The sequence below is a fragment of the Mesorhizobium sp. 128a genome, assembly GCF_053848025.1.
The window spans coordinates 12,845-37,506 of sequence record NZ_JBSPKY010000024.1 but is presented as its reverse complement, the minus strand read 5'-3'; the positions used below and the strand labels follow the sequence as shown (position 1 = coordinate 37,506).

21 protein-coding genes are annotated in these 24,662 nt (G+C 64.2%); 10 read left to right on the top strand and 11 right to left on the bottom strand.

Translation table 11 applies throughout. The annotated features are described in order from the left end of the window. Positions 1–6 precede the first annotated feature (6 nt). On the bottom strand, positions 7–990 hold the full coding sequence (gene exbB, locus ACWTU9_RS28990) for a tonB-system energizer ExbB (RefSeq protein ID WP_455861313.1): 984 nt from the start codon (positions 988–990) through the stop codon (positions 7–9). Between the two features lie 293 nt (positions 991–1,283). On the opposite strand from exbB, the gene ACWTU9_RS28985 reads away from it, so the two are divergent. Further along, positions 1,284–1,958, top strand: a complete 675-nt coding sequence (locus tag ACWTU9_RS28985) for a cysteine hydrolase family protein (RefSeq protein WP_455861342.1) — start codon at positions 1,284–1,286, stop codon at positions 1,956–1,958. Positions 1,959–1,977: 19 nt separating this feature from the next. Here ACWTU9_RS28985 and ACWTU9_RS28980 read toward each other — a convergent pair whose 3' ends face one another. Both ACWTU9_RS28980 and ACWTU9_RS28975 read right to left on the bottom strand, forming a co-directional pair. Then, a complete protein-coding gene (locus tag ACWTU9_RS28980; RefSeq protein WP_455861312.1) occupies positions 1,978–2,937 on the bottom strand; it encodes an LLM class flavin-dependent oxidoreductase in 960 nt (319 codons plus the stop codon). Positions 2,938–3,102: 165 nt separating this feature from the next. Next, positions 3,103–3,258, bottom strand: a complete 156-nt coding sequence (locus ACWTU9_RS28975; RefSeq protein ID WP_454577658.1) for a hypothetical protein — start codon at positions 3,256–3,258, stop codon at positions 3,103–3,105. A 232-nt stretch (positions 3,259–3,490) separates the two neighbouring features. On the opposite strand from ACWTU9_RS28975, the gene ACWTU9_RS28970 reads away from it, so the two are divergent. Next, positions 3,491–4,258: an SDR family NAD(P)-dependent oxidoreductase gene (locus tag ACWTU9_RS28970; RefSeq protein ID WP_455861311.1), complete on the top strand. Its 768-nt coding sequence runs from the start codon at positions 3,491–3,493 to the stop codon at positions 4,256–4,258. A gap of 213 nt (positions 4,259–4,471) precedes the next feature. Here the strand turns inward: ACWTU9_RS28970 and ACWTU9_RS28965 are convergent, their stop codons facing one another. The 8 genes from ACWTU9_RS28965 to ACWTU9_RS28930 form a co-directional block, all read right to left on the bottom strand. Beyond that, positions 4,472–5,416, bottom strand: a complete 945-nt coding sequence (locus tag ACWTU9_RS28965; protein WP_455861310.1) for an ABC transporter permease — start codon at positions 5,414–5,416, stop codon at positions 4,472–4,474. Next, entirely contained in the window at positions 5,413–6,468 is a 1,056-nt protein-coding gene (locus ACWTU9_RS28960; protein ID WP_455861309.1) for an ABC transporter permease, read from the bottom strand. Before ACWTU9_RS28960 ends, ACWTU9_RS28965 begins: the two co-directional genes overlap by 4 nt. Next, on the bottom strand, positions 6,468–7,979 hold the full coding sequence (locus ACWTU9_RS28955; RefSeq protein WP_455861308.1) for an ABC transporter ATP-binding protein: 1,512 nt from the start codon (positions 7,977–7,979) through the stop codon (positions 6,468–6,470). Before ACWTU9_RS28955 ends, ACWTU9_RS28960 begins: the two co-directional genes overlap by 1 nt. Positions 7,980–8,194: 215 nt before the next feature. After that, positions 8,195–9,220: a BMP family protein gene (locus ACWTU9_RS28950; protein ID WP_455861307.1), complete on the bottom strand. Its 1,026-nt coding sequence runs from the start codon at positions 9,218–9,220 to the stop codon at positions 8,195–8,197. Positions 9,221–9,428: 208 nt separating this feature from the next. Continuing rightward, positions 9,429–10,376, bottom strand: a complete 948-nt coding sequence (locus ACWTU9_RS28945) for an ABC transporter permease (RefSeq protein WP_455861306.1) — start codon at positions 10,374–10,376, stop codon at positions 9,429–9,431. Between the two features lie 2 nt (positions 10,377–10,378). Continuing rightward, a complete protein-coding gene (locus ACWTU9_RS28940; protein WP_455861305.1) occupies positions 10,379–11,350 on the bottom strand; it encodes an ABC transporter permease in 972 nt (323 codons plus the stop codon). A 1-nt stretch (position 11,351) separates the two neighbouring features. Further along, positions 11,352–12,821, bottom strand: a complete 1,470-nt coding sequence (locus ACWTU9_RS28935) for a sugar ABC transporter ATP-binding protein (protein WP_455861304.1) — start codon at positions 12,819–12,821, stop codon at positions 11,352–11,354. Between the two features lie 46 nt (positions 12,822–12,867). Further along, the gene (locus ACWTU9_RS28930) at positions 12,868–13,881 is read right to left on the bottom strand and encodes a substrate-binding domain-containing protein (RefSeq protein ID WP_455861303.1); all 1,014 of its coding nucleotides are present in this window, start codon (positions 13,879–13,881) and stop codon (positions 12,868–12,870) included. 204 nt (positions 13,882–14,085) lie between these two features. Between ACWTU9_RS28930 and ACWTU9_RS28925 the strand changes: the two genes are divergently transcribed. The 8 genes from ACWTU9_RS28925 (at position 14,086) to ACWTU9_RS28890 (ending at position 24,339) form a co-directional block, all read left to right on the top strand. Further along, complete coding sequence (locus tag ACWTU9_RS28925) at positions 14,086–16,497, top strand: glucan 1,4-alpha-glucosidase (RefSeq protein WP_455861302.1); 2,412 nt, start codon at positions 14,086–14,088, stop codon at positions 16,495–16,497. A gap of 112 nt (positions 16,498–16,609) precedes the next feature. Then, positions 16,610–17,623, top strand: coding sequence for a phosphogluconate dehydrogenase (NAD(+)-dependent, decarboxylating) (gnd, locus tag ACWTU9_RS28920; RefSeq protein ID WP_455861301.1), 1,014 nt, complete (start codon positions 16,610–16,612; stop codon positions 17,621–17,623). 20 nt (positions 17,624–17,643) lie between these two features. Further along, on the top strand, positions 17,644–19,017 hold the full coding sequence (zwf, locus tag ACWTU9_RS28915; RefSeq protein ID WP_455861300.1) for a glucose-6-phosphate dehydrogenase: 1,374 nt from the start codon (positions 17,644–17,646) through the stop codon (positions 19,015–19,017). A 95-nt stretch (positions 19,018–19,112) separates the two neighbouring features. After that, positions 19,113–19,820 (top strand): ROK family protein, encoded by a 708-nt coding sequence (locus ACWTU9_RS28910; protein WP_455861299.1) that lies wholly within the window; start codon positions 19,113–19,115, stop codon positions 19,818–19,820. Positions 19,821–20,031: 211 nt separating this feature from the next. Further along, a complete protein-coding gene (locus ACWTU9_RS28905; RefSeq protein WP_454589154.1) occupies positions 20,032–20,499 on the top strand; it encodes a MucR family transcriptional regulator in 468 nt (155 codons plus the stop codon). A gap of 244 nt (positions 20,500–20,743) precedes the next feature. Beyond that, complete coding sequence (locus tag ACWTU9_RS28900; protein ID WP_455861298.1) at positions 20,744–21,844, top strand: aminotransferase class I/II-fold pyridoxal phosphate-dependent enzyme; 1,101 nt, start codon at positions 20,744–20,746, stop codon at positions 21,842–21,844. A gap of 158 nt (positions 21,845–22,002) precedes the next feature. Next, positions 22,003–23,244: an MFS transporter gene (locus ACWTU9_RS28895; protein ID WP_455861297.1), complete on the top strand. Its 1,242-nt coding sequence runs from the start codon at positions 22,003–22,005 to the stop codon at positions 23,242–23,244. 420 nt (positions 23,245–23,664) lie between these two features. Further along, positions 23,665–24,339 (top strand): peroxiredoxin-like family protein, encoded by a 675-nt coding sequence (locus ACWTU9_RS28890; protein ID WP_455861296.1) that lies wholly within the window; start codon positions 23,665–23,667, stop codon positions 24,337–24,339. Positions 24,340–24,662 lie beyond the last annotated feature (323 nt).

Sequence of the window (24,662 nt, the reverse complement as noted above, 5' to 3'; positions counted from 1 at the left end):
GGCTCATCACTCCGCCGCCAGTGCTGCCGCCTGCGGCACCGTGCGGAAATCGAGGTCGCGGCTGACCAGCCGTTCGACGCCGGCCGAGGCATCGGCGAGGATCTGCCGGTAGCCGGATATGGAGCGCGCAAAGACGTTGTAGATGACGACAGCAGGTATGGCCGCGACCAGCCCCATCGCGGTCGCCAGCAGCGCCTCGGCGATGCCGGGGGCGACGACGGCGAGATTGGTGGTCTGCGCCTGCGAGATGCCGATGAAGGCGTTCATGATGCCCCAGACGGTGCCGAACAGGCCGACGAAGGGCGCCGTCGAGCCGATCGTCGCCAGCACGCCGGTGCCGCGCGACATGCGCCGCGCCGCCGCCGCCTCGATGCGCGACAGGCGCGACGTCACGCGTTCCTTCAGCCCATCGCCGGTCACGTGGTCGAGCGCGCCCGCCGAAAGCGCGGCCTCTTCCTCGGCCGCCTGCACCAGGAGCGCGCCGGGGCCATCACTGTTGCCAAGCGCGCGCCCGGCCTGTCGCAGCGTCGCGGCATTGCCGATGGCGTGCGCCGCGCGCCGCGCGCCGAGCTTGCCGAACAGGATTTCCAGCGACTTGGCCAACCACACCGTCCAGGTGACGAGGGAGGCGAAGGCTAGCCCGATCATCACCGCCTTGACGATGATGTCGGCGGCCATGAACATGCCCCACGGCGACAGATCGTGCGGCAGGGCCAACGAAATGGCGGAAGGCTCGGCCTGCGCGGGCGCACCGGGCTCGGTGGTCGGCAGTGGTGCGGCCGGCGCGACTTGCCCGGCGGCTGGTGGCACGACAGGCGCAGTCGGTGCCGCCTGTTCCTCCGCCGCTGGCGGCGAGGCCGGCGCCGGCTGGGCGGTTGCGGCCGGTTCCGTTGTCACCCGAGGTTGGGTGGCCGGCTGCTCTTGCGCAGCAACGCTGCCGGCCGACAGCATGATCGCGGCCAGCGCCGCCAACAAACCATTTCTGGACACGCTTCGTCCTCGCTTCATCATTGCATGCAACCGATGGGGCTGGCCGGTGACGGGATCGCAAATACCCCCATCTCGACCCGAAAAGCCCAGCCACGGATTCTGGCTTTGTCTCAAACGCGGCACAGCCTCTGGAAAACAATTCGGGCGGTATCCCCCTCGCTTGACTATAAAACATGAGTTTGCGAGTCAACAAACAAGACGGCTTTTTGGCTAACGGTCGTTGGCGCGATGAGGGATAGACGGCGGCGGTGCTGCTGGGCCACGATGCCGGGCAGCAACTGAGGCATGCGGCGATGATCAAGGCGACACCGTTCGATTTCCCCTACGACGGCCGGCTGGTGCCTGCAAACACCGCGCTGCTGGTCATCGACCTGCAGGAGGATTTCCTGTCGCCGACAGGCTATTTCGCCAGGAAGGGTTATGACCCCGCGCCGCTGCGCGCCATCCTGCCGACCGTCAACCGGCTGATCGCGGCCGCGCGGTCGGCCGGCCTTACCATCATCCACGCCAGACAAGGCTACCGGGGCGACATGGTCGACATGACGCCTTATGAGCAATGGCGCCGCAGGCGGGCGGGCCTCGAAGGCACCGACATGCTGCTGCGCTGCGGCCCCGGCTTCCAGATCGTCGCCGATATCGACGTGGCGCCGCACGACATCATCGTCGACAAGACCTGCAACAGCGCCTTTACCTACACCGATCTGGAGCTGGTGCTGCGGGCGCGAGGCATCACCCATCTGATGTTTTCCGGCTGCACGACCGATGTCTGCGTCCACACCACGCTGCGCGAGGCCTGCGACCGCAATTTCCAGTGCCTGACGATCAGCGATGCGTGTGCGAGCGGCGACCAATATGCGCATGAAGCAGCGCTGCATATGGTAACGGTGGAGGACGGCGTTTTCGGCGCGCTGACCGATTCAAGCGCCGTCCTTGACGCGCTGGCGCGGCTGAGTGGGAAGGCAGGCTAGAAACCTGCCTTGTTGCAGGTCACCGCGCAGCGTGAATGTCTTCACCCGTCCGCGCCGCAAACGCACCGGGCTGCGGCGTCTCGGCATCGCGGCGTGCCAGCGAATTGCGCAAGAGCGCGATCGTCTCGCGGCCGATGCTGGCAATCTTCCTCGGCCTGTCGACGCCGACGATCATGAATTCGCCGATGCCCAGCGCCGCATAAGGCAACAGCGACAGGGCGATCTGCGCCGGCGGTCCGGAAAGCTCGATCGCCTTGTGGCCGGCCACAGACGCATCGCCTTCGGCACGAATTCGAACCGGAAGCGCAAAACGCAGCCTGCCGGCGCGGCCATGTTCGGCGGCAGCGCTGCGCGCCCGCTCCATCAATTGGCGGATCTCGTCCAGCGAACCCGGCGACAGTTCGAAGACGTCGGCATGGCGGCCGGCGACCTTCAGCGCCGTTCCGGACTGGCCACCCATGCGGATGGTCACACCGACGCCATGCGGCCCCTTGCGAGGCACGTAGCCGCCCTTGATGCTGTAGAAGGCGCCTTCATGGTCGAATGGCCGGTCGTTCGACCACAGCCGCTTCAATAGCACCAGATATTCGTCGATGCGCTGCCAGACCACGGTGTGGCCGACAGGGCGCGTCTCGGCATCGTCGTCATCCAGCGGCTCGCTCAGCATCCTCAGGGACAGCCGGCCGCCGCTCCTGGCGTCGAGCGCCGCCAGCTGCCGCGCCGCAACGGCGGGAGCGATCACGCCGGCCCAATGCGTCAGCACCACTTCCAGCGCCGCGGTGCGGTCCAGCGCCTGGGCGGCAATGTCCATATTGGTCAGCAGACCAGCCGGGTCGTCGACGACGATCTTCTGGAAACCGGAATCCTCGATCAGCGACAGCTTTGTCGCCGTCTCGACGAAATCATAGAAGAAAGGTACGGCCGAGCCGGCGTCGTCGGCATGCGTTTTACCGGGAACATGCGTGAACTCGATCGGCATTGCCATCTCCTCCATCACGTTGGATGCATGTCGCCTGAAAGCGGGCCCGGTTTTGGGACAACGACATGCGCAAAAACAAAGCGTCCGCGCCAAAGCGCATCCGCGTTCGGTTCTTCAACTCCGGTTACCTGAAGGCGTTAGGTCGCCACCCTTTCGGCCTGATGCTCAGGGAATAAGGCCGAGCACGACTGCCCCGGTGAACACAAACGCAAGGGCAAAGACGAGATAGGCGAAAGCGCCTGCATAGGCCGGGCGGAAACTCGGGGTATTGGCCAGCCTCTGGCTGGTGCGATCCGTCTCGGCGTTCTGGATATAGGACATATCGACCTCCGTCTTGCGGATTAATCTATAAAATCAGTAGACTTTGTCGAGTGCTATTTTTCGGCGATTTGCAGAACAATTTTCTCAAATGATGCAAAAAGTTGGTTCAGCTTTGCTATGCGGCGGACATTGGCGACAACCCGCAGGTCGGCTTGGCCGGCGTTCGCATCGGGGATAGCATCGTCATTCCAACGTCGAAGCCGGGCATTGATCGGGAATGGGAGAAGAAACTATGGGTGGAAGACTGGCCGGCAAGGTCGCCATCATATCGGGTGGCGCGACGGGTATGGGCGGGGCGGCGTCGGAGCTGTTTGCGGCCGAAGGCGCCAAGGTGGCGATCATCGACCGCAATGGCGAGGCGGCTGCCGCGACAGCAGCCGCGATACGCTCACGAGGGCACGTGGCCGAGCATTTCGTCGCCGATGTGTCCGATGAAGCGCAGGTCGAGGCGGCAGTGAAGGCCGCGACCGAAAAACTCGGACCTATCACCGTTCTGTTCAACCATGCTGGCACCATCGTGATAAAGCCGTTCCTGGAGACGACGGCGCAGGAATGGGACTGGCTGCATGCCGTCAATGTCCGCTCCATGTTCCTGATGACCCGCGCCGTGCTGCCCGGCATGATCGCCGCCGGCGGCGGTTCGATCGTCTGCACCTCATCGATCTCGGCGGTTGCGGCGACGCCGATGGAGGTGCTCTACGACACCACCAAGGGCGCCTGCCATATGTTCGCGCGGGCGATCGCCGTCGAGTTCCGCGACCGCAACATCCGCTGCAACGCCGTCTGCCCCGGCTTCATCCGCACGCCGCACGGCCTGCGCGAGGTGGCCGATCTCGGCAAACTCGGCGTCGATGTGTCGGACGCCGCGCTGGCCGCCCAGCAGGGCAGGATCGGCGAACCGGAGGAAGTGGCGAAGGCTGCGTTGTATCTCGCCAGCGATGAGTCCAGCTTCGTTAATGGCGCTCACCTGTTCGTGGACAATGGCTTTACGGCGATGTGAGGACGGCTTGGTACCCTTCCTCTCCCCCGTCGATCGGGGGAGAGGTGTCGAGCGCAGCTCGACGGAGTGGGGGTCGACCACTGGCGCGGTGCAGGAAGATTAATGCGCATCCGTTGGCGACGGTTGCCAGGTGGTTCCCCCACTCCGTCGCTGCTTCGCAGCGCCACCTCTCCCCCCTCCGGAGGGAGAGGAAAGGCGCTAAGTCCTGCTCGCCTATCGCTCCTCTCTTCGAAACGGCTTCAGCAACGCTGACGGCGCAACGGCATTGCGCGACATCACCGCCATCGCCACGATGGTGAAGATGAACGGCAGCATCAGGAACGCTTCGTAAGGGATGTGCCCGAGGCCGCTTGCCTGCATGCGCAACTGCAGGGCGTCGACAAAGGCGAACAAAAGGGCCGCACCGGCCGAACGCCATGGGTCCCAGCGGCCGAACACGACCAGCGCGATCGCCACCCAGCCACGGCCCGACACGACGCCGAAGGTGAAAGCGTTGAATTGCGCCATCGACAGGAAGGCGCCGGCCAGCCCCATCAAGGCACCGCCGAGGATGACCGCCTGGAAGCGCGTGGCAATGACGCTGACGCCGGCGGAGTCGGCGGCGCGCGGATTTTCGCCAACCATGCGCACGGACAGTCCCCAGGGCGTACGATAGAGCACGAAAGCGGCAAGCGGGATGGCGATGATTGCCATGTAGACCAACGCAAACTGGTTGAACACGGCAGGCCCGAGCACCGGTATGTCCGAGAGCAGCGGGATCGGCAAGGTGGCGAATCCCTTGATGCTCGGCGGCACCGATTGCTGGCCGAAGATCAGCCGGTAGAGGAAATAGGCAAGGCCTGAAGAGAACAAGGTGACGCCGATGCCGCAGACATGCTGGCTCAAGCCCAGCGCCACGGTGAACAGCGCATGCAGCGCCCCCATCAGCATGCCGGCCAGCACCGCCGCCAATATGCCGAGCCACAGGCTGCCGCTGAGGCTGGCGGCGGTGAAGCCGGTCATCGCGCAGAGCAGCATGATGCCTTCGATGCCGAGATTGAGCACGCCGGCCCGCTCGGAGAACATTTCGCCCAGCGTGGCAAAGGCGAGCGGCGTGGCGATGCGGATGATGGCGGCGAGGAAGCCGACCTGAAAGATTTGCTCAAACACCGCGCTCATTGGGCAGCTCCGACACGGCGGATGCGATAGGCTGTGAACAGCAGCGCCACCAGCATGGCCAGCAGCGCCGTGCCCTGGATGACATCACTGAGGAAGGCCGGAACGCCTGTCGCGCGCGACATCGCCTCGGCGCCGGTCATTACGGCGGCTAGGAAGATCGCCGCCGGGACGACGCCGAGCGGGTTGAGCCTGGCCAGCATGGCAACGACGATGCCGGAATAGCCATAGCCCGGCGAGATGTCGCTCATCACCTGGAAATGCACGCCGCCGACCTCGCCGACACCGGCAAGCCCCGCCAGCGCGCCGGAAAGCAGGGCGGTCGAGAGCAGCACGCGTTCGACATGGATGCCGCCATAGCGGGCGGCTTCCGGGCTTTCTCCGGTGACCCGGATGCGGAAGCCGAGCGTGGTGCGCACGATCAGGAACCAGATCAGGGGCGCTGCGATCAGTGCCGCGATAACGCCGAGATGCAGCCGCGTGCCTTCCAGCAGCACCGGGAAATTCGCCGAATCCTCGATCGGCGGCGAGATCGGATAACCGCTGAAGCTATCCTTCCACGGCCCCTCGATCAGCGCCATCAGCGCGTAATAGATGACCGAGTTGAGCAGCAGCGAACTGACGACGTCATCGACCTTGAATTTGACCCGCAGCGTCGCAGGCACCAGCGCCACCGCAGCACCGGCCGCCGCGCCCGCCAGCGCCATCAACAGGATTGCGAGTGCGCCCGGCATCGGTATGGCGCCGACGAAGCAGCTGGCGACGGCGCCGGCCAGCAATTGCCCTTCGGCGCCGATATTCCAGAATTTGGCCCGGAAGGCGACGGCGACCGCTAGCCCGGTGAAGATCATCGGGGCCGCGCGGACCAGCGTTTCGGTGATGGCGTAGCTGTCGCCGAACGAGGCCGACAGCATCACGCCGTAGGCTTCGAGCACACCGGCTCCGGCCAATGCGATCAGGCCGCTGCACAGGACCAGCGTGGCCGCGATCGCCAAAATCGGCAGCGTCAGATTGAGCCAGGCGGGGGTCGAGGTCCGGACTTCCAGGCGGAACATCAGCTATGGCCCTCGGCCCCGGTCATCAGCAGCCCCAGCCGTGCAATGGTCGCATCGGCGCTGTCCAAAGTGCCGGCGATGCGGCCCTCATACATCACCGCGATGCGGTCGCAGAGCACCAGCAGTTCTTCCAGATCTTCGCCGATGACGATGATGCCGCAGCCCCTGGCGCGCATGTCGAGGAACTTTTCGTGGATGAAACGGGCCGCACCGATGTCGAGGCCGCGTGTCGGCTGCGAGACGATCAGCACCTTCGGGTCGAAGGCCAGCTCGCGAGCCAGGAGCGCCTTCTGCAGATTGCCGCCCGACAACGCGCCGGCGCGCGTCATTGGCCCGGGGCATCTGATATCATAGGCCTTGATCTGCACCTCGGCGAAAGCGCGGATCGCGTCGGGCTTGAGCAGGCCCTTGCTGCTGAACGCCGCGGTGCCGATACGCGGCAGCACCATGGAATCGGCGAGCGGCAAATTGGTCACCAGCCCCGTCGTCATGCGGTCTTCCGGGATGCGGCCGAGCCCAAGTGCCTGCACCTCGCGCGGCGAGAACCTTGTCACTGTTTTGCCGGCTATCGTCATCGAGCCTGCGTCAGGCACCCGTGTACCGGAAATCACCTCGGCCAGCGCACGCTGGCCGTTGCCGGAGACGCCGGCAATGCCGAGGATTTCGCCGGCGCGAACGGCAAGCGAGATATCGCGCAGCGGCGTACCCGAGTGCCGCGAGGTGGAGATGCCGGCGAGCGTCAGCACATCAGCGCCCGGCGTCGACGGACCTCTCGCCGGCGGCACGATCTCATGGCCGCACATCAGCTCAGCCATTGCAGCCGACGTCGTGTTGGCGGGGTCATCGACCCGGCCGGCGACCCGGCCATGCCGCAGCACGGTGCAGCGATGCGTCAGCGCCCGCACCTCGTTCAGCTTGTGCGAGATGAAGATGATGCCGAGGCCTTGCGCCGCCATAGAACGCAGCGCCGAAAACAGCCCATCGACCTCGCTTGGCGCCAGCACCGCGGTCGGCTCGTCGAGGATCAACAGCCTCGCGCCGCGAAACAGCGCCTTGACGATTTCAAGCCGCTGCTGCTCGCCGACCGACAGCGCCGAGACCGGCAAATCAGGGTCGAGCGTCAATCCATGCTGGCTGCTGATGTCGGACAACCGGGCAAGTCCACCCGCGCGATCGATGCGGCCGGATTTGCCGGAAATGCCGATCAGCAGGTTTTCCAGCACCGTCAGCCGCGGCGCCAGATGAAAATGCTGGTGTACCATGCCGATGCCGGCGGCCAGCGCATCGGCTGAACTGGTGATCCGTACCGGCTTGCCCTGGATCAGAATCTCGCCGGCATCCGGCGCATAGGCGCCGAACAGCACGTTCATCAATGTCGTCTTGCCGGCGCCATTTTCGCCGAGCAGCCCGAGGATTTCGCCGGGCGCCACACTGAGATCGACCGCCTCGTTCGCCTTGACGGCGCCGAAGCTCTTGGTGATGCCGCGCATTTCAATGAGAGGGGCGGACAAGGGTGCTCCTGAACTGCGAGGGCGTGCCCGTCACACCCCTCTGGCCTGCCGGCCATCTCCCCCGCAAGGGGGGAGATTGGATGTCACGTCGGCTTTCGCCAATCTCCACCCGCGATCAATATCGCCAGCGGCGAAGCTGCCAATCTCCCCCCTTGCGGGGGAGATGTCCGGCAGGACAGAGGGGGGTGCGACAAGCGCCAACCCCTCGAAGCAGCCTAATCCGAAACCGGCGTGTTCTCGTCGACATCCACGCGGAAATTGCCTTCCAGGATCTCCGCCTTCTTCTTCTCGACCAGATCCTTCACTTCGACCGGCAACGTCTTGTCGAATTTGTGGTAGGGCGCCAGGAACGAGCCGCCCTTGGCCATGCGCGAGAAATCGCCATAGTCCTGCGCGGTGAAGACGCCCGCCTTGACCAGCTTGATCGCCTGCTCGACCGTCGGATACATGTCCCAGACCGGGCCGGTGATGACCGTGTCGGGGCCGAGGCTGGACTGGTCGGACATGTTGGAGATGGCGAGGATCTTCTTGTCCACCGCCGCCTCGATGACGCCGAAGCGCTCGGCATAGATGACGTCGACGCCGGCATCGATCTGGGCGACGGCCGCTTCCTTCGCCTTTGGCGGATCGAAGAACGAGCCGATGAAGGCGACCTTCTTCTTGACGTTGGGATTGACCTCCTTGGCGCCGGCAAAGAAGGCGTTGACCAGCCGGTTTACTTCGGGAATGCCCATCGCCGCGACGGCGCCAATCGTGCCCGATTTCGACATCTTGCCGGCGATCATGCCGGAGAGATAGGCGGGCTCGTGGATCCAGTTGTCGAAGACGCCGAAATTGGGGTCGGCAGGCCCGGCGCCGGAGCCGAACAGCCAGGCGGTCTTCGGGAACTGCTTGGCTGTCTTCCGCGATTCACGCTCGGCTGCGAAGGCGTCGCCCAGCACCAGCTGGTAGCCGCCTTGCGCATATTCGCGCATGACGCGGCTGAAATCGGCGGTCTGCACCTTTTCCGACCATTTGTATTCGATGCCGAGTTCCTTCTCGGCCTTCTGCAAGGCGACGTGGATCTGGTTGTCCCACGGCTCCTCGATCGGCGTGGCAAAGATCGCCGCCACCTTCAGTTTCTTGTCCTTGGCCAACGCTGCGCCCGGCAACATGGCGGCAACCAGGCCGAGTGCGCCGAGTTCCAGCACGTCGCGCCGCGACAGGCCGGTCGATTGCGATTTGTTTTTTCGGTTTTCCATCTAGTGCCCCTCTGTTTGACAGCCATGTCGAGCCGACTGTTCTGAACAGTGCATGTCGCTCAAAAGTGGTTCCGGTTTTGAGACAACGACATGCACCAAAACAAAAACTTAAAGCGCGTCGCCTGAATCCGTTTCAGCGCGACGGGCTTTAGACACCGAACTATGGAACGGGTGCGGACTTTTGTCCACATGGTCAAATTTGGCGCGATTATCGCAGGGCCTTCTCGCCACCGGCCACGGTGATGACGCCGACGATGATCAGCCCGGTCAGCAAGAGGCGCACGCCGGCGCTGACGCCGAATGTGTTGAGCATCGTCAACAGCAGCACCAGAAACAGGGCCGCGCCCCAGACGCCGGGCACATTGGCCTTGCCGCCGGCAACCGAGGTGCCGCCGATGACGACGACGGCGATCGAGGCCAGCAGATACTCGTTGCCGATGTCGACATTGGCGCCGCGGAAATAGCCGGCAAGCAGCGCGCCATCGAGACCGCCCAGCGTGCCCGACAGCGTGTAGGTGAGGAAGCGGATGCGGCCGACATTGACGCCGGCCAGCCATGCGGCACGGATGTTCTGGCCGATCGCCAGCACCGAGCGGCCATAGATCATGCGCTGCAGGGCGATAGCCGCGCCTATGGTGAACAGCACGGTGAGGATCGCCAGCACCGGGATGCCCAGCACCTGCCAGTTGGCAAAATCGGCAAAGCCCGGCGGCGGCTTGATCTGCAGGCCGCGTCCATAGCTGATGTCGATCGACTGGATGATGAAGCTGGCCGACAGCGTGGCGATGATTGGCGGAATCCTGAGCGCCCAGATCAGCAGATAGTTGACGGCTCCGATCGCCGCACCGCAGGCGAGCGCCGCCAGCAGCCCAACAACGATCATGGAATCGCTGCCATCCATAACCTTCATGGCGACGGCGCTGGCGAGTCCGATATTGGCCGGCAGCGACAGGTCGACATTGCCGGGGCCAAGCGTGATGACGAACATCTGGCCGACGCCGACGATGACGGTGAAGACGGCCAGCGACAGTGCGGCCGTGACCATGCCGCCGGCGCCATAGCCGCCGGTGAAGGCGATGGTTGCCAGCCAGACCAGCAACGCGCCGAGGAAGGACCAGATCCAGGGTTTGGCAGCGAGCGTCTTCACCAGCGTCATCACTACCTCTCCCTGCGGCTGATCAGGACGCGAGCCGCCAGCACGATGATCAGGATGGCGCCGTTGGCGGCGACCTGCCAGTCCGGCGGAATGTGCATGAAGGTGAGCAGCGGCGAGGCCGCGAGCGCCAGCGTCAGTGCGCCGAGCACGGCCCCTATCGGCGACACCCGGCCGCCGACGAATTCGCCGCCGCCGAGAATGACGCCGGCAATCGCCAGCAGCGTATAGCCGTTGCCGATATTGGCATCGGCCGAAGTGGTGATGCCGATCAGCGCCATGCCGGACAGCACACCGAAGAGGCCGGTCAGTGCAAACAGCACGATCTTGGTCCGGAGCAGCGACCAGCCAGCGCGCCGAAGTGCGGCCGGATTGCCACCGGAGCCGCGCAGGATGACGCCATAGGAAGTCCGCATCAGGCCGAAATGCACCGCCGCCGCGATCACCAGCGCGGCGATGATCGGGAACGGAATGAAGGGCGGGTTGAAGGACATCAGCGCCAGCAGCCAGTCCGGCGCCTTGCCGCCGGGTTTCGGCAGGACCAGGATGGCCAGTCCCTGCCAGACGAAGCTCATGCCCAGCGTCACCACGATCGACGGCAGGTTGCGCAGATGGATCAGCGCCCCGAGCAGCGCATAGACGCCGATGGACCCCAGGAGGATAGCCACGCCGATCAGTGGCGCATCCTTCAGCCATGTCGCGGTGACGCAGCCGACGAAACCGACAAAGGTACCGATCGACAGGTCGAGCTCATTGCCGGCAATGACGAACATCTGCGCGATCGTCGCCAGCGCGATCGGGATCGCCAGGTTCAGCATCAGGCTGAAGCCGAAATAGCTGATGGCGCGCGGATTGAGCCAGGCGATGGCGATCAGCACCAGCGCCAGCGACAAAGCCGGCAACAGGCTGCGCAGCAGGCGTGCGCGGGCGGCGCTGCTGCGCGGCGAGGAAGTAGTGCCGGGAGCGATTGCCGTCATCTCAGGCCGCGTCGCCGAATGAGGACTGGATGATCTTTTCCTCCGTCAGCTCGTCGCGTGTGAGATTGGCGACGATGCGGCCGTTCTTGAAGACATGGATGTGGTCGCAATTGTCGAGCTCTTCGGTCTCGGTGGTGTACCAGAGGAAGGTCCGGCCCTTGGCCGCTTCCTCGCGCACGAGGTCGTAGACCTCGAGCTTGGTGCCGATGTCGACGCCGCGCATCGGGTCGTCCATCAGCACGATCTGCGCATCCGAGCCCAGCGCCCGGGCAAACAGCGCCTTCTGCTGGTTGCCGCCGGACAGCGAAAAGATGTTGTTGGTCATATCTGGTGTGCGGATGCCGATCTTCTGCTTCCAGAATTCGGCGAGCTCAGCCTCGCGCAGCGGCGAGATCAGCAGCCCTTTGCGCAACCGCGCCAGTGAGCGGATGCCGATATTTTCCGCAATCGACCATTGCGGGAAGATACCATCCGACTGGCGGTCGCCGGCCACCAGCGCCACCGGCGCAGTGACCTCGACGCCCGTCTTTGCACGTGATGCAGCGGCAAAAATCGCCAGCAACAGGTCGGTCTGGCCATGGCCGGCGAGCCCGGCAAGGCCGATGATTTCACCGGCACGCGCAACGAGCTCTTTGCCATCCTCTTGCCGCGCCGGCCGTGCCCGCACCCTGACCGGGCCGGCCGCTGGTCTGGCGGCGGCGATCTCCGCTGCAATTTTCTCCCGCGCTTCCGCGCCACCCATCGTCGCGACCAGCCGGTCGCGGTCGAACGCCTTTGCCGCATCGGCGGCGACCACCTTGCCGTCGCGCATCACCACAATGCGATCGGCATTTTGCAGCACCTCACCCAGCACATGCGAGATCAGGATGCAGCTGCCGCCGGCGGCGACGAAGCGGCGCACGAAGGCCAGCAACTGGCCCGCCGTGTGCGCATCGAGCGAGGAAGTCGGCTCGTCGAGGATGACAAGGTCGAGCGGATCGCGCGTCACCGTGAAGGCGCGCGCCACCTCGACCATCTGCCGCCGGCCGATGGACAGGTCGCCGGCAATGTCATCCGCAGAAATGCCATGATCCGGAAAGATTTCGTCCAGCTTGGCGGCGATCAGATCCGCTGCCTTGCGCCGCCAGCCGAAGCCGGTCAGTGCCGGATGATTGATGCGCGTGTTCTCGGCGATGCTGAGGTTTGGGCACAGCGACAGCTCCTGGAACACGCAGCGTATGCCGAGCGTGAGCGCGCGCGCCACCGAGTAGTCGGTTTCGGCATTGCCGCGCACCGCGATCTGGCCGCCATCGGGCCGCAGTGTGCCGGCCACCATATGCATCAGCGTCGACTTGCCAGCGCCATTATGGCCGACCAGCCCGACGCATTCACCGGCGCCGGCATGAAAGTCGACGCCGTTAAGCGCCCGAACGGCGCCGAAATGTTTTTCGGCGCCGTTCAGTCTGATGATGTCGGTATTCGCCTTGAGCATGCTCAACGATATCCGGTTGGCGATGCGGACGGCAACCGGCCTGCGATCACTTGATGTTGGCTTTGATCGCCGCGATGGCGTCTTCCTGGCTGTATTCGTGGGTGGCGACGCCGCCCTCCTTGATCTTCGGCAGCTCGGTCTCGAAGTCGTCCTGGGTGAAGGCCAGATACGGCACCAGCAGATCGTGCGGGATGTCGGTACGGCCGTCGAGTACCTGTTGCGCCACCCAGAAGGCCAGCGACGAGACGCCGGGCGCGATCGAGGCCGACCAGGTCTGGTAGCCGTCCTTGTCCTTCTGCTCCTTCCACCACTTCAGCTCGTCCTGGCGGTTGCCCATGATGATGGTCGGGCGGGGCTTGCCGGCGGCGGCGAAGGCTTGTGCGGCGCCATAGCCGTCACCGCCCTGGTCGACGATGCCCACGATGTCGGGCAGCGACGGCAGGATGGTCGCGACCGCCTTCTGCGCCGTCGTCTGGTCCCAGTCACCGGTAACTGAACCGACGATCTTGAACTCGGGATGCGCGGCAACGCCTTCGAGGATGCCGGCATGGATGGCATCGTCGATCGAGGTGCCGGCCAGGCCGCGAATTTCCAGCAGATTGCCGCCCTTGGGCTGGAACTTGGCCATCTGCTCGACTTCCTGCTTGCCCATGTCCTTGAAGTCGACGACGACGCGGTAGGCGCAGGGTTCGGTCACGGTGCCGTCGAAGGAGACGACGACGATCCCGGCATCGCAAGCCTGCTTGATGGCGCCGTTGAGCGCATCCGGCGACGCCGCGTTGATGACGATGGCGTCATAGCCCTGCAGGATCAGGTTCTGCACCTGCGCTGCCTGGGTCGGCACTTCCTTGTCGGCGGTGGTGAAGATATCGGCCGCGCCGACGATCTTGTCCTCGACCGCCTTCTTGGTGACGATGCCGTAGCTGTCGAGCATCGCCTGGCGCCACGAATTGCCGGCGTAATTGTTGGAGAAGGCGATCTTCTTGCCGCTGGTGTCGGCCAGCGCCGTGCCCGAGGCGAGCATTGCCGCTAGGGCGCCTAAGACGAGTAGTTTCTTCATGCTGTAGTTCCTCCCATGGTTGTCGGCCCCGCCGACTGCTTCTGATGGTTTTGGCATTCGCGCCCTGTTTTTTATCTATTGTCAGACAAATTCAGATGGCTCCACTTGTCAACTGCGGTCGGTACCGGTTTCACGATCAACTTGCGGTGCGGCGATTGAAAAGCGCTTGCATGCTGGTCTAGGGAAGGGTCCAGGAGACCACGCATGGCAGCGACGCCGACCCTAGCCGAAGGCGCGCCCGGAATTCCGGCGCGCTGGACGTCGAGCGCCAAGAGCGGCGTTGGCGCAGCGCTTTCGCCGGCGAGCCGTGTCTGGTTCACGCTCAGTCACGGCATCGTCAACGAAGTCTACTATCCCGGCCTCGACAGCGCCTGCACGCGCGACATGGGGCTGCTGGTCACCGGCCCCAACGGCTGGTTCTCCGAGGAGAAGCGCGATGCCACGCACACCATCGAGCCGTTCGAGCATGGCGTGCCCGCCTACCGGCTGATCAATGCGACGGCGGGCTACCGGATCGAGAAGCGCATTCTGACCGATCCGGCGCGCCCGGCGCTTTTGCAGGAGACCAGCTTCACGCCGCTTGAAGGCGTGGCCGCCGACTACCGCGTCTACGTCCTGTTGGCGCCGCATCTCGTCAATGCCGGCATGGGCAACACCGCCTGGGTCGGCGAGCACAAGGGCCAGCCGATGCTGTTCGCCTCCGGGCGCGGTGTTTGCCTGGCGCTTGCCTCGTCGCTGCCTTGGGGCGACTGCTCGGCCGGCTATGTCGGTTTCTCCGATGGCTGGCAGCAGCTCAGCCGCGGCGGCCGGCTCGATCCGGCCTGCCAGCGCGCCGAAGACGGCAATGTCGCGCTGACCGGCGAGATCGGCTTTTCCTCAGGCAACGGCACGGCCTTGCTGGCGCTCGGCTTTGGGGCGACGCCAGACGAAGCCGCCGAAAACGCCACCGCCAGCTTGAAGCGCGGTTTTGAGCCGGCGGCAAAGACCTATGTCGCGAAATGGCGGAAATGGCAGGACAGCCTGCTTCAGCTCGACCGCCATGATGCATCCGGCCTCGACACATACCGCGTCAGCACTGCGGTGCTGGCGACGCACCTGTCTCTGGCCAGGCCAGGTGCTGCCGTCGCCAGCCTGTCGATCCCGTGGGGGGCGAGCAAGGGCGACGATGACCTCGGCGGCTATCATTTGGTCTGGCCGCGCGACCTCGTCGAAACAGCGGGCGGCTTTCTGGCTGCCGGCGATCCGAGCCAGGCGCTGGAGATCCTCGCCTATCTCCGCTCCATCCAGCAGCCGGACGGTCATTGGCCGCAGAATGTGTGGCTCGACGGCTCGCTTTATTGGCCGGGCATCCAGATGGACGAATGCGCCTTCCCGCTGCTGCTTGCCGATGCGCTGCACCGTGCCGGACACCTGCCACGCGCCAAACTCGCCGCCTTCATGCCGATGATCGAGAAGGCGGCGTCCTATGTCGTGCGCAACGGCCCTGTTACCGGGCAGGATCGCTGGGAAGAGGATGCCGGCTACAGCCCGTTCACGCTTGCCGTCGAGATCTCGGCGCTGCTTGGCGCCGCCGACCTGTTCGACGTCTCCGGCAAACCAGAGCCGGCTAACTATTTGCGCGAGGTTGCCGACTGCTGGAACGACCAGATCGAGCGCTGGACCTATGTCAGCGGCACACCGGAATGCCGGGAGGCCGGTGTCGACGGCTACTATATCCGCATCGCGCCGGCCGACGATGCCGGCGGCGCCGCATCGCCGAAGGACGGTTTCGTGCCGATCAAGAACCGACCGCCGGGCGACACCGACAAGCCGGCCGAGGCGATTGTCAGCCCGGACGCGCTGGCGCTGGTGCGTTTCGGCCTGAGGGCCGCCGACGACCCGCGCATCATCGATACGGTCAAGATCATTGACGCGCAATTGCGCTGCGACCTGCCACAGGGTCCTTTGTGGTACCGCTACACCAGCGACGGTTATGGCGAGCAAGCCGATGGCGCACCCTTCGACGGCACCGGCCAGGGCCGGCCCTGGCCCCTGCTCGCCGGCGAACGCGCCCATTACGAACTGGCCGCCGGCCATAAGGACAAGGCGGCAAGCTTGCTGAACACGTTCGAGGCTTCGGCAGGCGCGGGCGGCCTGCTGCCGGAACAGGTTTGGGACAGCGCCGACATCCCGGAGCGCGAATTGCAATTGGGTCGTCCGTCGGGCAGCGCCATGCCGCTGGTCTGGGCGCATTCGGAACACATCAAGCTCTTGCGTTCGCTGCGCGACGGCGTCGTCTTCGACATGCCGCCGCAAGGCGTCAAACGCTACATCAACGACAAAACCGGCTCGCCGTTGAGGATATGGCGCTTCAACAACAAGCTGCGCACCATGGATGCAGGCAAGACGCTGCGCGTCGAATTGCTGCAGCAGGCGCTGATCCGCTGGAGCAGCGATCATTGGCAGACCAACCACGAAATCCACACAGCCGAAAACGCACTGGGTGTTCATCTGGCGGACTTGCTCGTGGCCGATATTCCGCCAGGTAACACGATCGTCTTCACTTTTTTCTGGCCCGACGGCGACCGTTGGGAGAATGTCGACTTCACCGTCGGCATTGAAGAGCCAGGAGCATGATCCCGAAAAGTGGGAACCGATTTTCTCAGACGAACGGAAACCGTTTGTCTAAAGATCGTGCTCAAATGAAAGATCCGGTAATTTTCTCTCCTCCAGCGACTAGGACAACACCATGCAGATCGGAATGATGGGACTGGGCAGGATGGGCGCCAACATGGTGCGCCGCCTGATGCGCGACGGCCATGAATGCGTCGTCTACGACATCAACCCGGCAAGCGTTGCCGGCCTGGTCGCCGACGGCGCCATAGGTGCTGCCTCGATGGAGGAGTTCATCGGCAAGCTGTCCAAGCCACGCAGCGCCTGGCTGATGCTGCCGGCGGCGATCACCGGCAAGATCGCCGACCAGGTGGCGGCGCTGATGCAACCCGGCGACATCATCATCGACGGCGGCAATTCCTACTATCACGACGCCGTCGACCAGGCCGCCGAACTCGCGGCCAAGGGCCTGCACTATGTCGACGTCGGCACCAGCGGCGGCGTCTGGGGCCTGGAGCGCGGCTACTGCCTGATGATCGGCGGCCCCGACGTGGCGGTGAAACATCTCGATCCGATCTTCGCCACACTGGCGCCCGGCGCCGACGCCGGCGCCACGCCGGACACGGCCGCCGGGACAGCACCGTTCGGTTATCTGCATTGCGGGCCCAGCGGCGCCGGGCACTTCGTCAAGATGATCCACAACGGCATCGAATATGGCGTGATGGCCGCCTATGCCGAAGGCATGAACATCCTGAAGTCGGCCAATGCCGGCAAAAGGCAGCGCACCGCAGATGCCGAGACCAGCCCGCTGGAAAACCCGCAATACTACCAGTTCGACATCGACTTGGCCGCCGTGGCCGAGGTCTGGCGCCATGGCAGCGTCATCGGCTCCTGGCTGCTCGACCTGACCGCCGGCGCACTGAAGAGCGATCCGGCATTGGCTCAGTTCGGCGGCCGCGTCTCTGATTCCGGCGAAGGACGCTGGACGCTGAAGGCGGCGATCGACACCGGTGTGCCGGCGCCGGTGCTGTCCTCGGCGCTGTTCGACCGCTTCTCCTCGCAAGGCGAATCCGAATTCTCCGACAAGCTGTTGTCGGCCATGCGCTACGCCTTTGGCGGCCATGTCGAGAAGCCGAAGGCCGGCAAGTGAAGGCGACAGGGGACGCACGCATGAGCCAGGAACGGTCCGACACGCTGGTGCTCTTCGGTGCCACCGGCGACCTCGCCCACAAGAAGATATTTCCGGCGCTCTACCAGATGGTCGCCAAGGGGACGCTGACCGAGCCGGTGATCGGCGTCGCCTTCGACGCCTGGGACATCAAGCAACTGCAGGCGCGCGCCCGCGACGGGATCGTCAACGCCGTCGGCACGGTCGACGAAGAGGTGTTCGCCAAATTCGCCTCCTTGCTGCGCTATGTAAGCGGCGACTATCGGGATTCGGCGACCTTCGACAAACTGAAAGGCGCGCTCGGCCCGGCGCAGCGGCCGCTGCACTATATGGCCGTGCCGCCGACCATGTTCGAGACCGTGGTCCAAGGCCTCGAACAATCCGGCACCGCGCATGGCGCGCGCCTGATGGTGGAAAAGCCGTTCGGCCACGACCTGCAATCGGCGCGCTGGCTAAACCGGGTGCTGCATCTGGTGTTCGACGAGCAATCGATCTTCCGCATCGACCACTATCTCGGCAAGGAGGCGATCCAGAACCTGCTCTATTTCCGCTTCGCCAATTCCTTCCTCGAGCCGATCTGGAACCGCAACTTCGTCGAAAGCGTGCAGATCACCATGGCCGAGGATTTCGGCATCGAGGGTCGCGGCAAGTTCTATGACGATGTCGGCGCTATCCGCGACGTGATCGAAAACCATCTGCTCAACATCCTTTTGCTGCTCGCCATGGAGCCGCCCGTCGGCCGCTCGGCCGACGATCTGATCGATGAGAAGGTGCAGGTTCTGCGCGCGATCCGCACGCTGACCAAGGACGACGTCGTGCGCGGCCAGTTCACCGGCTATCTCGCCGAGCCCGGTGTGAAGCCGAATTCGCCGGTCGAGACCTTTGCCGCTGTGCGCTTCATGGTCGACACCTGGCGCTGGCAGGACGTGCCATTCTTCATCCGCGCCGGCAAGAACATGCCGGTGCATGTGACCGAAGTGATCGTGCGGATGAAGCGGCCGCCGCTCGATGTCTTCGATCCGATCAAGCCGGGCGACGCCAACTATGTGCGCTTCCGTATCGATCCGCAGGTGGCGATCTCGATCGGTGCGCAGCGCAAGGCCCCCGGCGACGACATGGTCGGCGAGCAGGTCGAACTCACCGCGCTCGACGACTCGAAGGGCGACATGCCGCCCTATGAGCGGCTGATCGGCGATGCGATGAACGGCAATGGCCAGCTGTTCACCCGCCAGGACGCCAGCGAACTGGCCTGGCGCATCGTCGGCCCGGTGCTTGGCGACACCACGCCGCCGTACATCTACGAGCCGAAGACCTGGGGGCCCGCCGACGCCATGGCCAGCTTCGGCCCGCCGAATGGCTGGATCAATCCGACCTAGTCTAGAGCATGATGCCTAGACAAACGGTTCCCGCTTGTCCGAGAAAACCGCTTCACACTTTTCGGCATCATGCTCTGGTGAGCGGAGGAAACGACATGGCCAAGGCAGCCAACCCCGTGAAGGCCGAGGCCGAACCGGTCGTGCTGACGATCGATGTCGGCGGCTCGCATGTAAAAATCCTCACCAGCGCCGGCGGCGAGCCGCGCCGCGCCGATTCCGGACGGGACCTGACGCCGCAGCAGATGGTGGCTACGGTGAAAACGCTTGCCGAGGGTCTGGCCTATGATGTGATCTCGATGGGCTATCCCGGCCCTGTCGGCAACAACATGCCGTCGCTCGACCCTGCCAATCTCGGCAAGGGCTGGGACGGTTATGACTTCAGCAAGGCCTTCGGCAAGCCGGTCAAGGTCGTCAACGATGCGCTGCTGCAGGCGATCGGCAGCTACGATCGCGGGCGCATGCTGTTCCTCGGCCTCGGCACTGGCCTGGGTGCTGCCATGATCCTCGACAATGTCGGCCAGCCGATGGAATTGGCGCATCTGCCCTACCGCAAGGGCCGCAGTTTCGAGGACTATGTCGGCGAGCGCGGCCTGGAGAAATACGGCAAGAAGAAATGGCGCATATACGTCTTCGACGTCGTCGACCGGCTGTGTGCGGCGCTGCAGCCGGACTACATCGTCATCGGCGGCGGCAACGTGGACAAGCTTGATGAATTGCCCGCCAAATCCAGGCGCGGCGACAATACGCGCGCTTTCGAGGGCGGCTTTCGACTATGGCGCGACGGGGCGCTGATCGTCCGATAGTATTAAGATTCAGTATAGTCGTTCAAAATGACGTGTGACGTGATACGAAGTCATTGCGTTACGCAGATTTGGCGATTAGATCGGTTGCACCGGATGGAATCATCTGGCGCAACCGTACAAACGCGGCAAAACAAATGACTAGAGCGAATTTCCGGCTCCGCTGGGACAGCTCTGGGAGTTTTCGCCACCCCCCTAGCGACGGAGAGATAAATTGGCCGACGACAGCAACGACTCTGACAAGGACATCGACCTGCTCGAGCTAACCGCCCATATCGTGTCCGCTTACGTCGAGAAGAACCGCTTGCCCGTTGCCGGCCTGAGCGATCTCATCGCCAGCGTTGCGGCGTCGATCGGCGGGCTCAGCCAGCCGCCGGCTCCGGTGGCGCCGCCGCAGGTCCCAGCCGTCAATCCCAAGCGCTCGGTGACGGCGGACTACATCATCTGCCTCGAAGACGGCAAGAAGTTCAAATCGCTGAAGCGCCATCTCGGCGTCCACTTCAACCTGACGCCGGAAGCCTACCGTACCAAATGGGGCTTGCCGGCCGACTATCCGATGGTCGCCCCCAACTATGCGGCGTCGCGCTCCGAGCTCGCCAAGTCGATCGGCCTCGGCCGCAAGGCCGCGCCCGCGCCCGCTCCGGCCAAGGCCAAGGGTCGCAAGGCCAAGGTCCCGGCCTGATCATCAGTTGGTCGGCGCTGAGCCAACAGTTTGGACTTCTGGAACAGAAGCCTGCCGGCGAATGAGCTAGAACATGATGCCGAAAAGTGTGAAGCGGTTTTTCGGACGACATCATGCTCTCTCTTTGATTTAAGAGACGGATTCAGATTTCAGGTCGAACAGACCTGAAATCATCCGGCTCTTGGCAGGCTTCGTGTTTTTATGGCTTGTACCTCTGAAATGTCAGGACTTTGGGGGAGCGGCCATGAACTACGCCAGAATGGTGATCGAGAAAGAGGCGCCGGAGGAATACGGTTACGACCGCATCCGGTTCAACCTCTCCGAAAGCTCGATCGCCGACCAGAAACTCTCCGACATCGGCCTGTCGCTGCCGGACCTCACGCTGTTCTATGGCGAGCATCGCGGCGACAAGGATTTGCGGGCGCTGATCGCGGCGCAGGATTCCGGCATTTCGCCTGACGACGTGTTGGTCACCGCCGGTGCGGCGGGCGCCCTGTTCATCATTTCGACCTCGCTTTTGTCCGAGCGCGACCATCTCGTCGTCGTCCGCCCGAACTATGCCACCAACATCGAGACCCCCAAGGCGATCGGCTGCGCCATCTCCTATGTCGACCTCGACTTCGACAAAGGTTTTGCCGTCGATGTCGGCAGCGTCGCGGCAAGCATGCAGCCGAACACGAAGCTGATCAGCGTCACCTGCCCGCACAACCCGACCGGCACAATGATGGATCGGGCCGATCTCGATTCGCTGATTGCGCTGGCCGAAGCGAGCGACTGCCACCTGCTGGTCGACGAAACCTATCGCGATCTGTCCTACGGAACGCGCCTGCCGGCGGCCGCCTCGCTCAGCCCCAAGGCCATCAGTGTCTCGTCGCTGTCGAAGGCCTTCGGTATTCCCGGCATCCGCATCGGCTGGCTGATCACCAGGGATGCCCACCTTCAGGAGCGCTTCCTCGCCGCCAAGGAGCAGATCGGCATTTGCGGCAGCGTCATCGACGAAGGCATTGCGCGCGGCATGCTGGAGCGCCGCGACGCTTTCCTGGGCGCGCTGCTGCCCGACATGGCCAAGCGCCGCGACATCGTCCAGGCCTGGATAGACCGCGAGCCTCTGGTCGACTGGGTGCGGCCGCAAGGCGGCGTCGTCGGCTTTCCCGGCCTGAATGTCGGCGCCGATTTCGACCTCGACCGCTTCTACGTCAACCTGCTGGAAATCCACGGCACCTATGTCGGGCCCGGCCACTGGTTCGATATGCCGAAGCGCTTTTTCCGCATCGGTTTCGGCTGGCCGAAAGAGGCGGAATTGCAGGGCGGTCTCGACGCCATCTCCGCCGCATTGCGACAGTAACTCGGCGTGCGGTCGGGCGAGCCCGGCGAAAAACCTTGATCCAAGGCCCATTATAACGCATACGCGCCCCGAACTTTGATAAGTCTCATTGGCCGGAACAGCGCCCATTTCTGGGAAGTGCCCCGTCGGCGAATGCCAAAGCAAACGGGGCTATATCCATGACATCCCATTCCCAGACATCGCCCGACCAGCGCTACGCCGCTTTCCGCCACCGCTCCTTCCTGAGCTACTGGGCGGCGCGGTTCCTGACCACCTTCGCCACCATGATCGTGTCCGTCGCCGTCGGCTGGCAGATCTATGATCTGACCCGCGATCCCTTCGATCTCGGCATTGTCGGTATCGTCCAGTTCCTGCCGTCGCTGCTGCTGGTGCTGGTCACCGGCGTCGTCGCCGACCGTTTCGGCCGCCGCCTCATCATGGCGCTGGCGACGGTGATCGAGGCGGGCTGTGCGCTCGTTCTCCTGTTCCTGACCTTGCGCGGCCTCGGCAGTCCGCTGCCGATCTTCATTGTGCTGGCTCTATTCGGAATGACGCGCGCCTTTTACGGGCCGGCCTCTTCTTCGCTGTTCGCCAATCTGGTGCCACCGGAGGATTTCGGCAATGCGATCGCCTGGAACTCGTCCGCCTGGCAGACGGCGACGATCGTCGGCCCGGTTGCCGGCGGCCTGCTCTATGGCGTCTCGGCCGAAGCAGCATATGCCGTCGCCTCCTTGCTGATGTTGGTGGCCGGTTTGCTGATCTTCACCATTCCCAAGCCCGCCCAGCAAAGCGCTACCGACAAGCCGACGATGGAGACGCTGTTTGCCGGCTTCCGTTACATCTGGAGCGAGAAGATCGTGCTCGGCGCCATCTCGCTCGACCTCTTCGCCGTGCTTCTGTCGGGCGCCTCGGCGCTGCTGCCGGTCTATGCCCGCGACATTCTCGAGCTCGGCCCCTGGGGCCTCGGCCTGCTGCGCTCGGCGCCTGGTATCGGCGCCATCTGCGTCGCGGTCTGGCTTGCCGGGCATCCGCTGCGCGACAATGCCGGCAAGATCATGCTCGGCTTCGTGGCTGGGTTTGGCGCCTTCACCGTGCTGTTCGGCGTTTCCACCATCACCTGGCTGTCGATCCTGGCCCTTGCCGGCCTCGGCGCCACCGACATGTTCAGCGTCTACATCAGGGAGACGCTGATCCAGCTGTGGACGCCGGATGAGGTCCGCGGCCGCGTCAACGCCGTCAACCAGGTCTTCGTCGGCGCCTCCAACGAAGTCGGCGAGTTCCGCGCCGGCACCATGGCGGCGCTGATCGGCACCGTGCCGGCCGTGGTGATCGGTGGCGTCGGCGCGATTGCCGTCGCCGGACTGTGGGCGGTGCTGTTTCCGCAACTGCGCAAGGTGCGGCATCTCAACAGCCGCAACTGATCGAGCGCCGGATCCGAGCCGCCGGATCCGACGCCCAGGCCAATCAGCTTGCGCCGGCTGTGATGGCGCCGTTTGCTGACGGACAGGTTTGCGCTCGAATGGCCGGGAAGCTGCCCTTCAGAAGCGACCCATAGCCGCCATTCCCGCGATACAAAAGCTGTTGCAAGCTGGACAGCAGTTGCATCGTTGCGGAACGCGTACGGAAGCATAATCTTTGTGGGATCGTCTGCCCGAGAAGGTGCGGTGTTCGCGGGGCGCCATCTAGTGTAAAAGCGGTTCCCTCCGTGCTATGAATGGACTGTCGACGCCGTCCTAGGCCGACCGCCATTTCAGCAGACCCAAGGACGTATGTGCCGCAACATGGGCTCAAGCCACCCGCCCGCACATCTGTTGTCGATTGGCCCGCGAGGAGGGATCAGCATGTCAGAACGTCTCGACATAGGCCCGCTGCAACTTGGCGAAACGGCGCCCAATTTCGTGCTCGACGCGATCACTCGCGAGGGCAAGATAGCTATCGACGATTTCCGCGGCGAGAAGCCAGTGCTGGTCGGATTGTATCGAGGTCTCCATTGTCCTTTTTGCAGGCGTCATATCGCAACGGTTTCGCTGCTCACACCAGCCCTTAACGCAAAGGGCATCGAAACCCTGACGGTGGTGAACACGCCCATCGAACGGGCACGCCTTTATCTCCGTTATCATCCGATGCCGACTCTGCTCGCGGCGTCTGATCCTGAGCGGGCTTCACACCGCGCTTTTGGGCTCCCCAATATGCAGATCACCGAGGGCGAGAGCGCATGGCCGCACAAGGTCTCAATGAGCGATGTGAGGGCGATGCGGCTCAACGTGCCGGGCGAAATGCCTGAGCCGATGGATCCGTTTGCCACGCTCGAATATCTGAACAAAATAGATAATTACGATATCGCTGAGGCGGACCAGCAAATGATGGCGACCGGCGTGGGCCAGCTCATGGGCCAGTTCCTGCTCGACCGCAACGGCGTCGTTCGCTGGACGTTCTCCGAGGTTTTCGATGGCGGCTTGGGCGCCCACCCGAACTCTGAGGCGATGATGTCGGTCGCGTCGCAAATCGGAAGGTAAGGAGCAGCTTCGGTAGGGGGGCTAAGCGCAGGACTACGCGAAGTTGACCGCCGTCGCCTGATGGGCCTCTGCAATCGGCACCGCTCTCGCCTGCCATGACCCGGGGGGCGGGGGCGCGGGCGTCCAGCCGCCCTACTACCAGCGCGAGCCGAGCGGCGTCCGCGCTGCGGGCTCAGCGGTCTCTTGCTGCAGCTCTGCCGCGATGCGACGGCTTACCGCCCCAGCAGATTTCGTTCGACGGTTTTCAGCTGCGCCAGCATCGCATTTTTCGCACCTCGGAGCGCGGCAGGCTGCGCCCACGACGGCTGAGATTGGCCAGAAGC

Bases quoted from the DNA above. Each gene is read 5' to 3' on its own strand.
- ACWTU9_RS28985 (WP_455861342.1), top strand. From the start codon at position 1,284: ATGATCAAGGCGACACCGTTCGATTTCCCCTACGACGGCCGGCTGGTG.
- ACWTU9_RS28980 (WP_455861312.1), bottom strand. From the start codon at position 2,937: ATGCCGATCGAGTTCACGCATGTTCCCGGTAAAACGCATGCCGACGAC.
- ACWTU9_RS28975 (WP_454577658.1), bottom strand. From the start codon at position 3,258: ATGTCCTATATCCAGAACGCCGAGACGGATCGCACCAGCCAGAGGCTG.
- ACWTU9_RS28970 (WP_455861311.1), top strand. From the start codon at position 3,491: ATGGGTGGAAGACTGGCCGGCAAGGTCGCCATCATATCGGGTGGCGCG.
- ACWTU9_RS28965 (WP_455861310.1), bottom strand. From the start codon at position 5,416: ATGAGCGCGGTGTTTGAGCAAATCTTTCAGGTCGGCTTCCTCGCCGCC.
- ACWTU9_RS28960 (WP_455861309.1), bottom strand. From the start codon at position 6,468: ATGTTCCGCCTGGAAGTCCGGACCTCGACCCCCGCCTGGCTCAATCTG.
- ACWTU9_RS28950 (WP_455861307.1), bottom strand. From the start codon at position 9,220: ATGGAAAACCGAAAAAACAAATCGCAATCGACCGGCCTGTCGCGGCGC.
- ACWTU9_RS28945 (WP_455861306.1), bottom strand. From the start codon at position 10,376: ATGACGCTGGTGAAGACGCTCGCTGCCAAACCCTGGATCTGGTCCTTC.
- ACWTU9_RS28940 (WP_455861305.1), bottom strand. From the start codon at position 11,350: ATGACGGCAATCGCTCCCGGCACTACTTCCTCGCCGCGCAGCAGCGCC.
- ACWTU9_RS28935 (WP_455861304.1), bottom strand. From the start codon at position 12,821: ATGCTCAAGGCGAATACCGACATCATCAGACTGAACGGCGCCGAAAAA.
- ACWTU9_RS28930 (WP_455861303.1), bottom strand. From the start codon at position 13,881: ATGAAGAAACTACTCGTCTTAGGCGCCCTAGCGGCAATGCTCGCCTCG.
- ACWTU9_RS28925 (WP_455861302.1), top strand. From the start codon at position 14,086: ATGGCAGCGACGCCGACCCTAGCCGAAGGCGCGCCCGGAATTCCGGCG.
- gnd (WP_455861301.1), top strand. From the start codon at position 16,610: ATGCAGATCGGAATGATGGGACTGGGCAGGATGGGCGCCAACATGGTG.
- zwf (WP_455861300.1), top strand. From the start codon at position 17,644: ATGAGCCAGGAACGGTCCGACACGCTGGTGCTCTTCGGTGCCACCGGC.
- ACWTU9_RS28910 (WP_455861299.1), top strand. From the start codon at position 19,113: ATGGCCAAGGCAGCCAACCCCGTGAAGGCCGAGGCCGAACCGGTCGTG.
- ACWTU9_RS28900 (WP_455861298.1), top strand. From the start codon at position 20,744: ATGAACTACGCCAGAATGGTGATCGAGAAAGAGGCGCCGGAGGAATAC.
- ACWTU9_RS28895 (WP_455861297.1), top strand. From the start codon at position 22,003: ATGACATCCCATTCCCAGACATCGCCCGACCAGCGCTACGCCGCTTTC.
- ACWTU9_RS28890 (WP_455861296.1), top strand. From the start codon at position 23,665: ATGTCAGAACGTCTCGACATAGGCCCGCTGCAACTTGGCGAAACGGCG.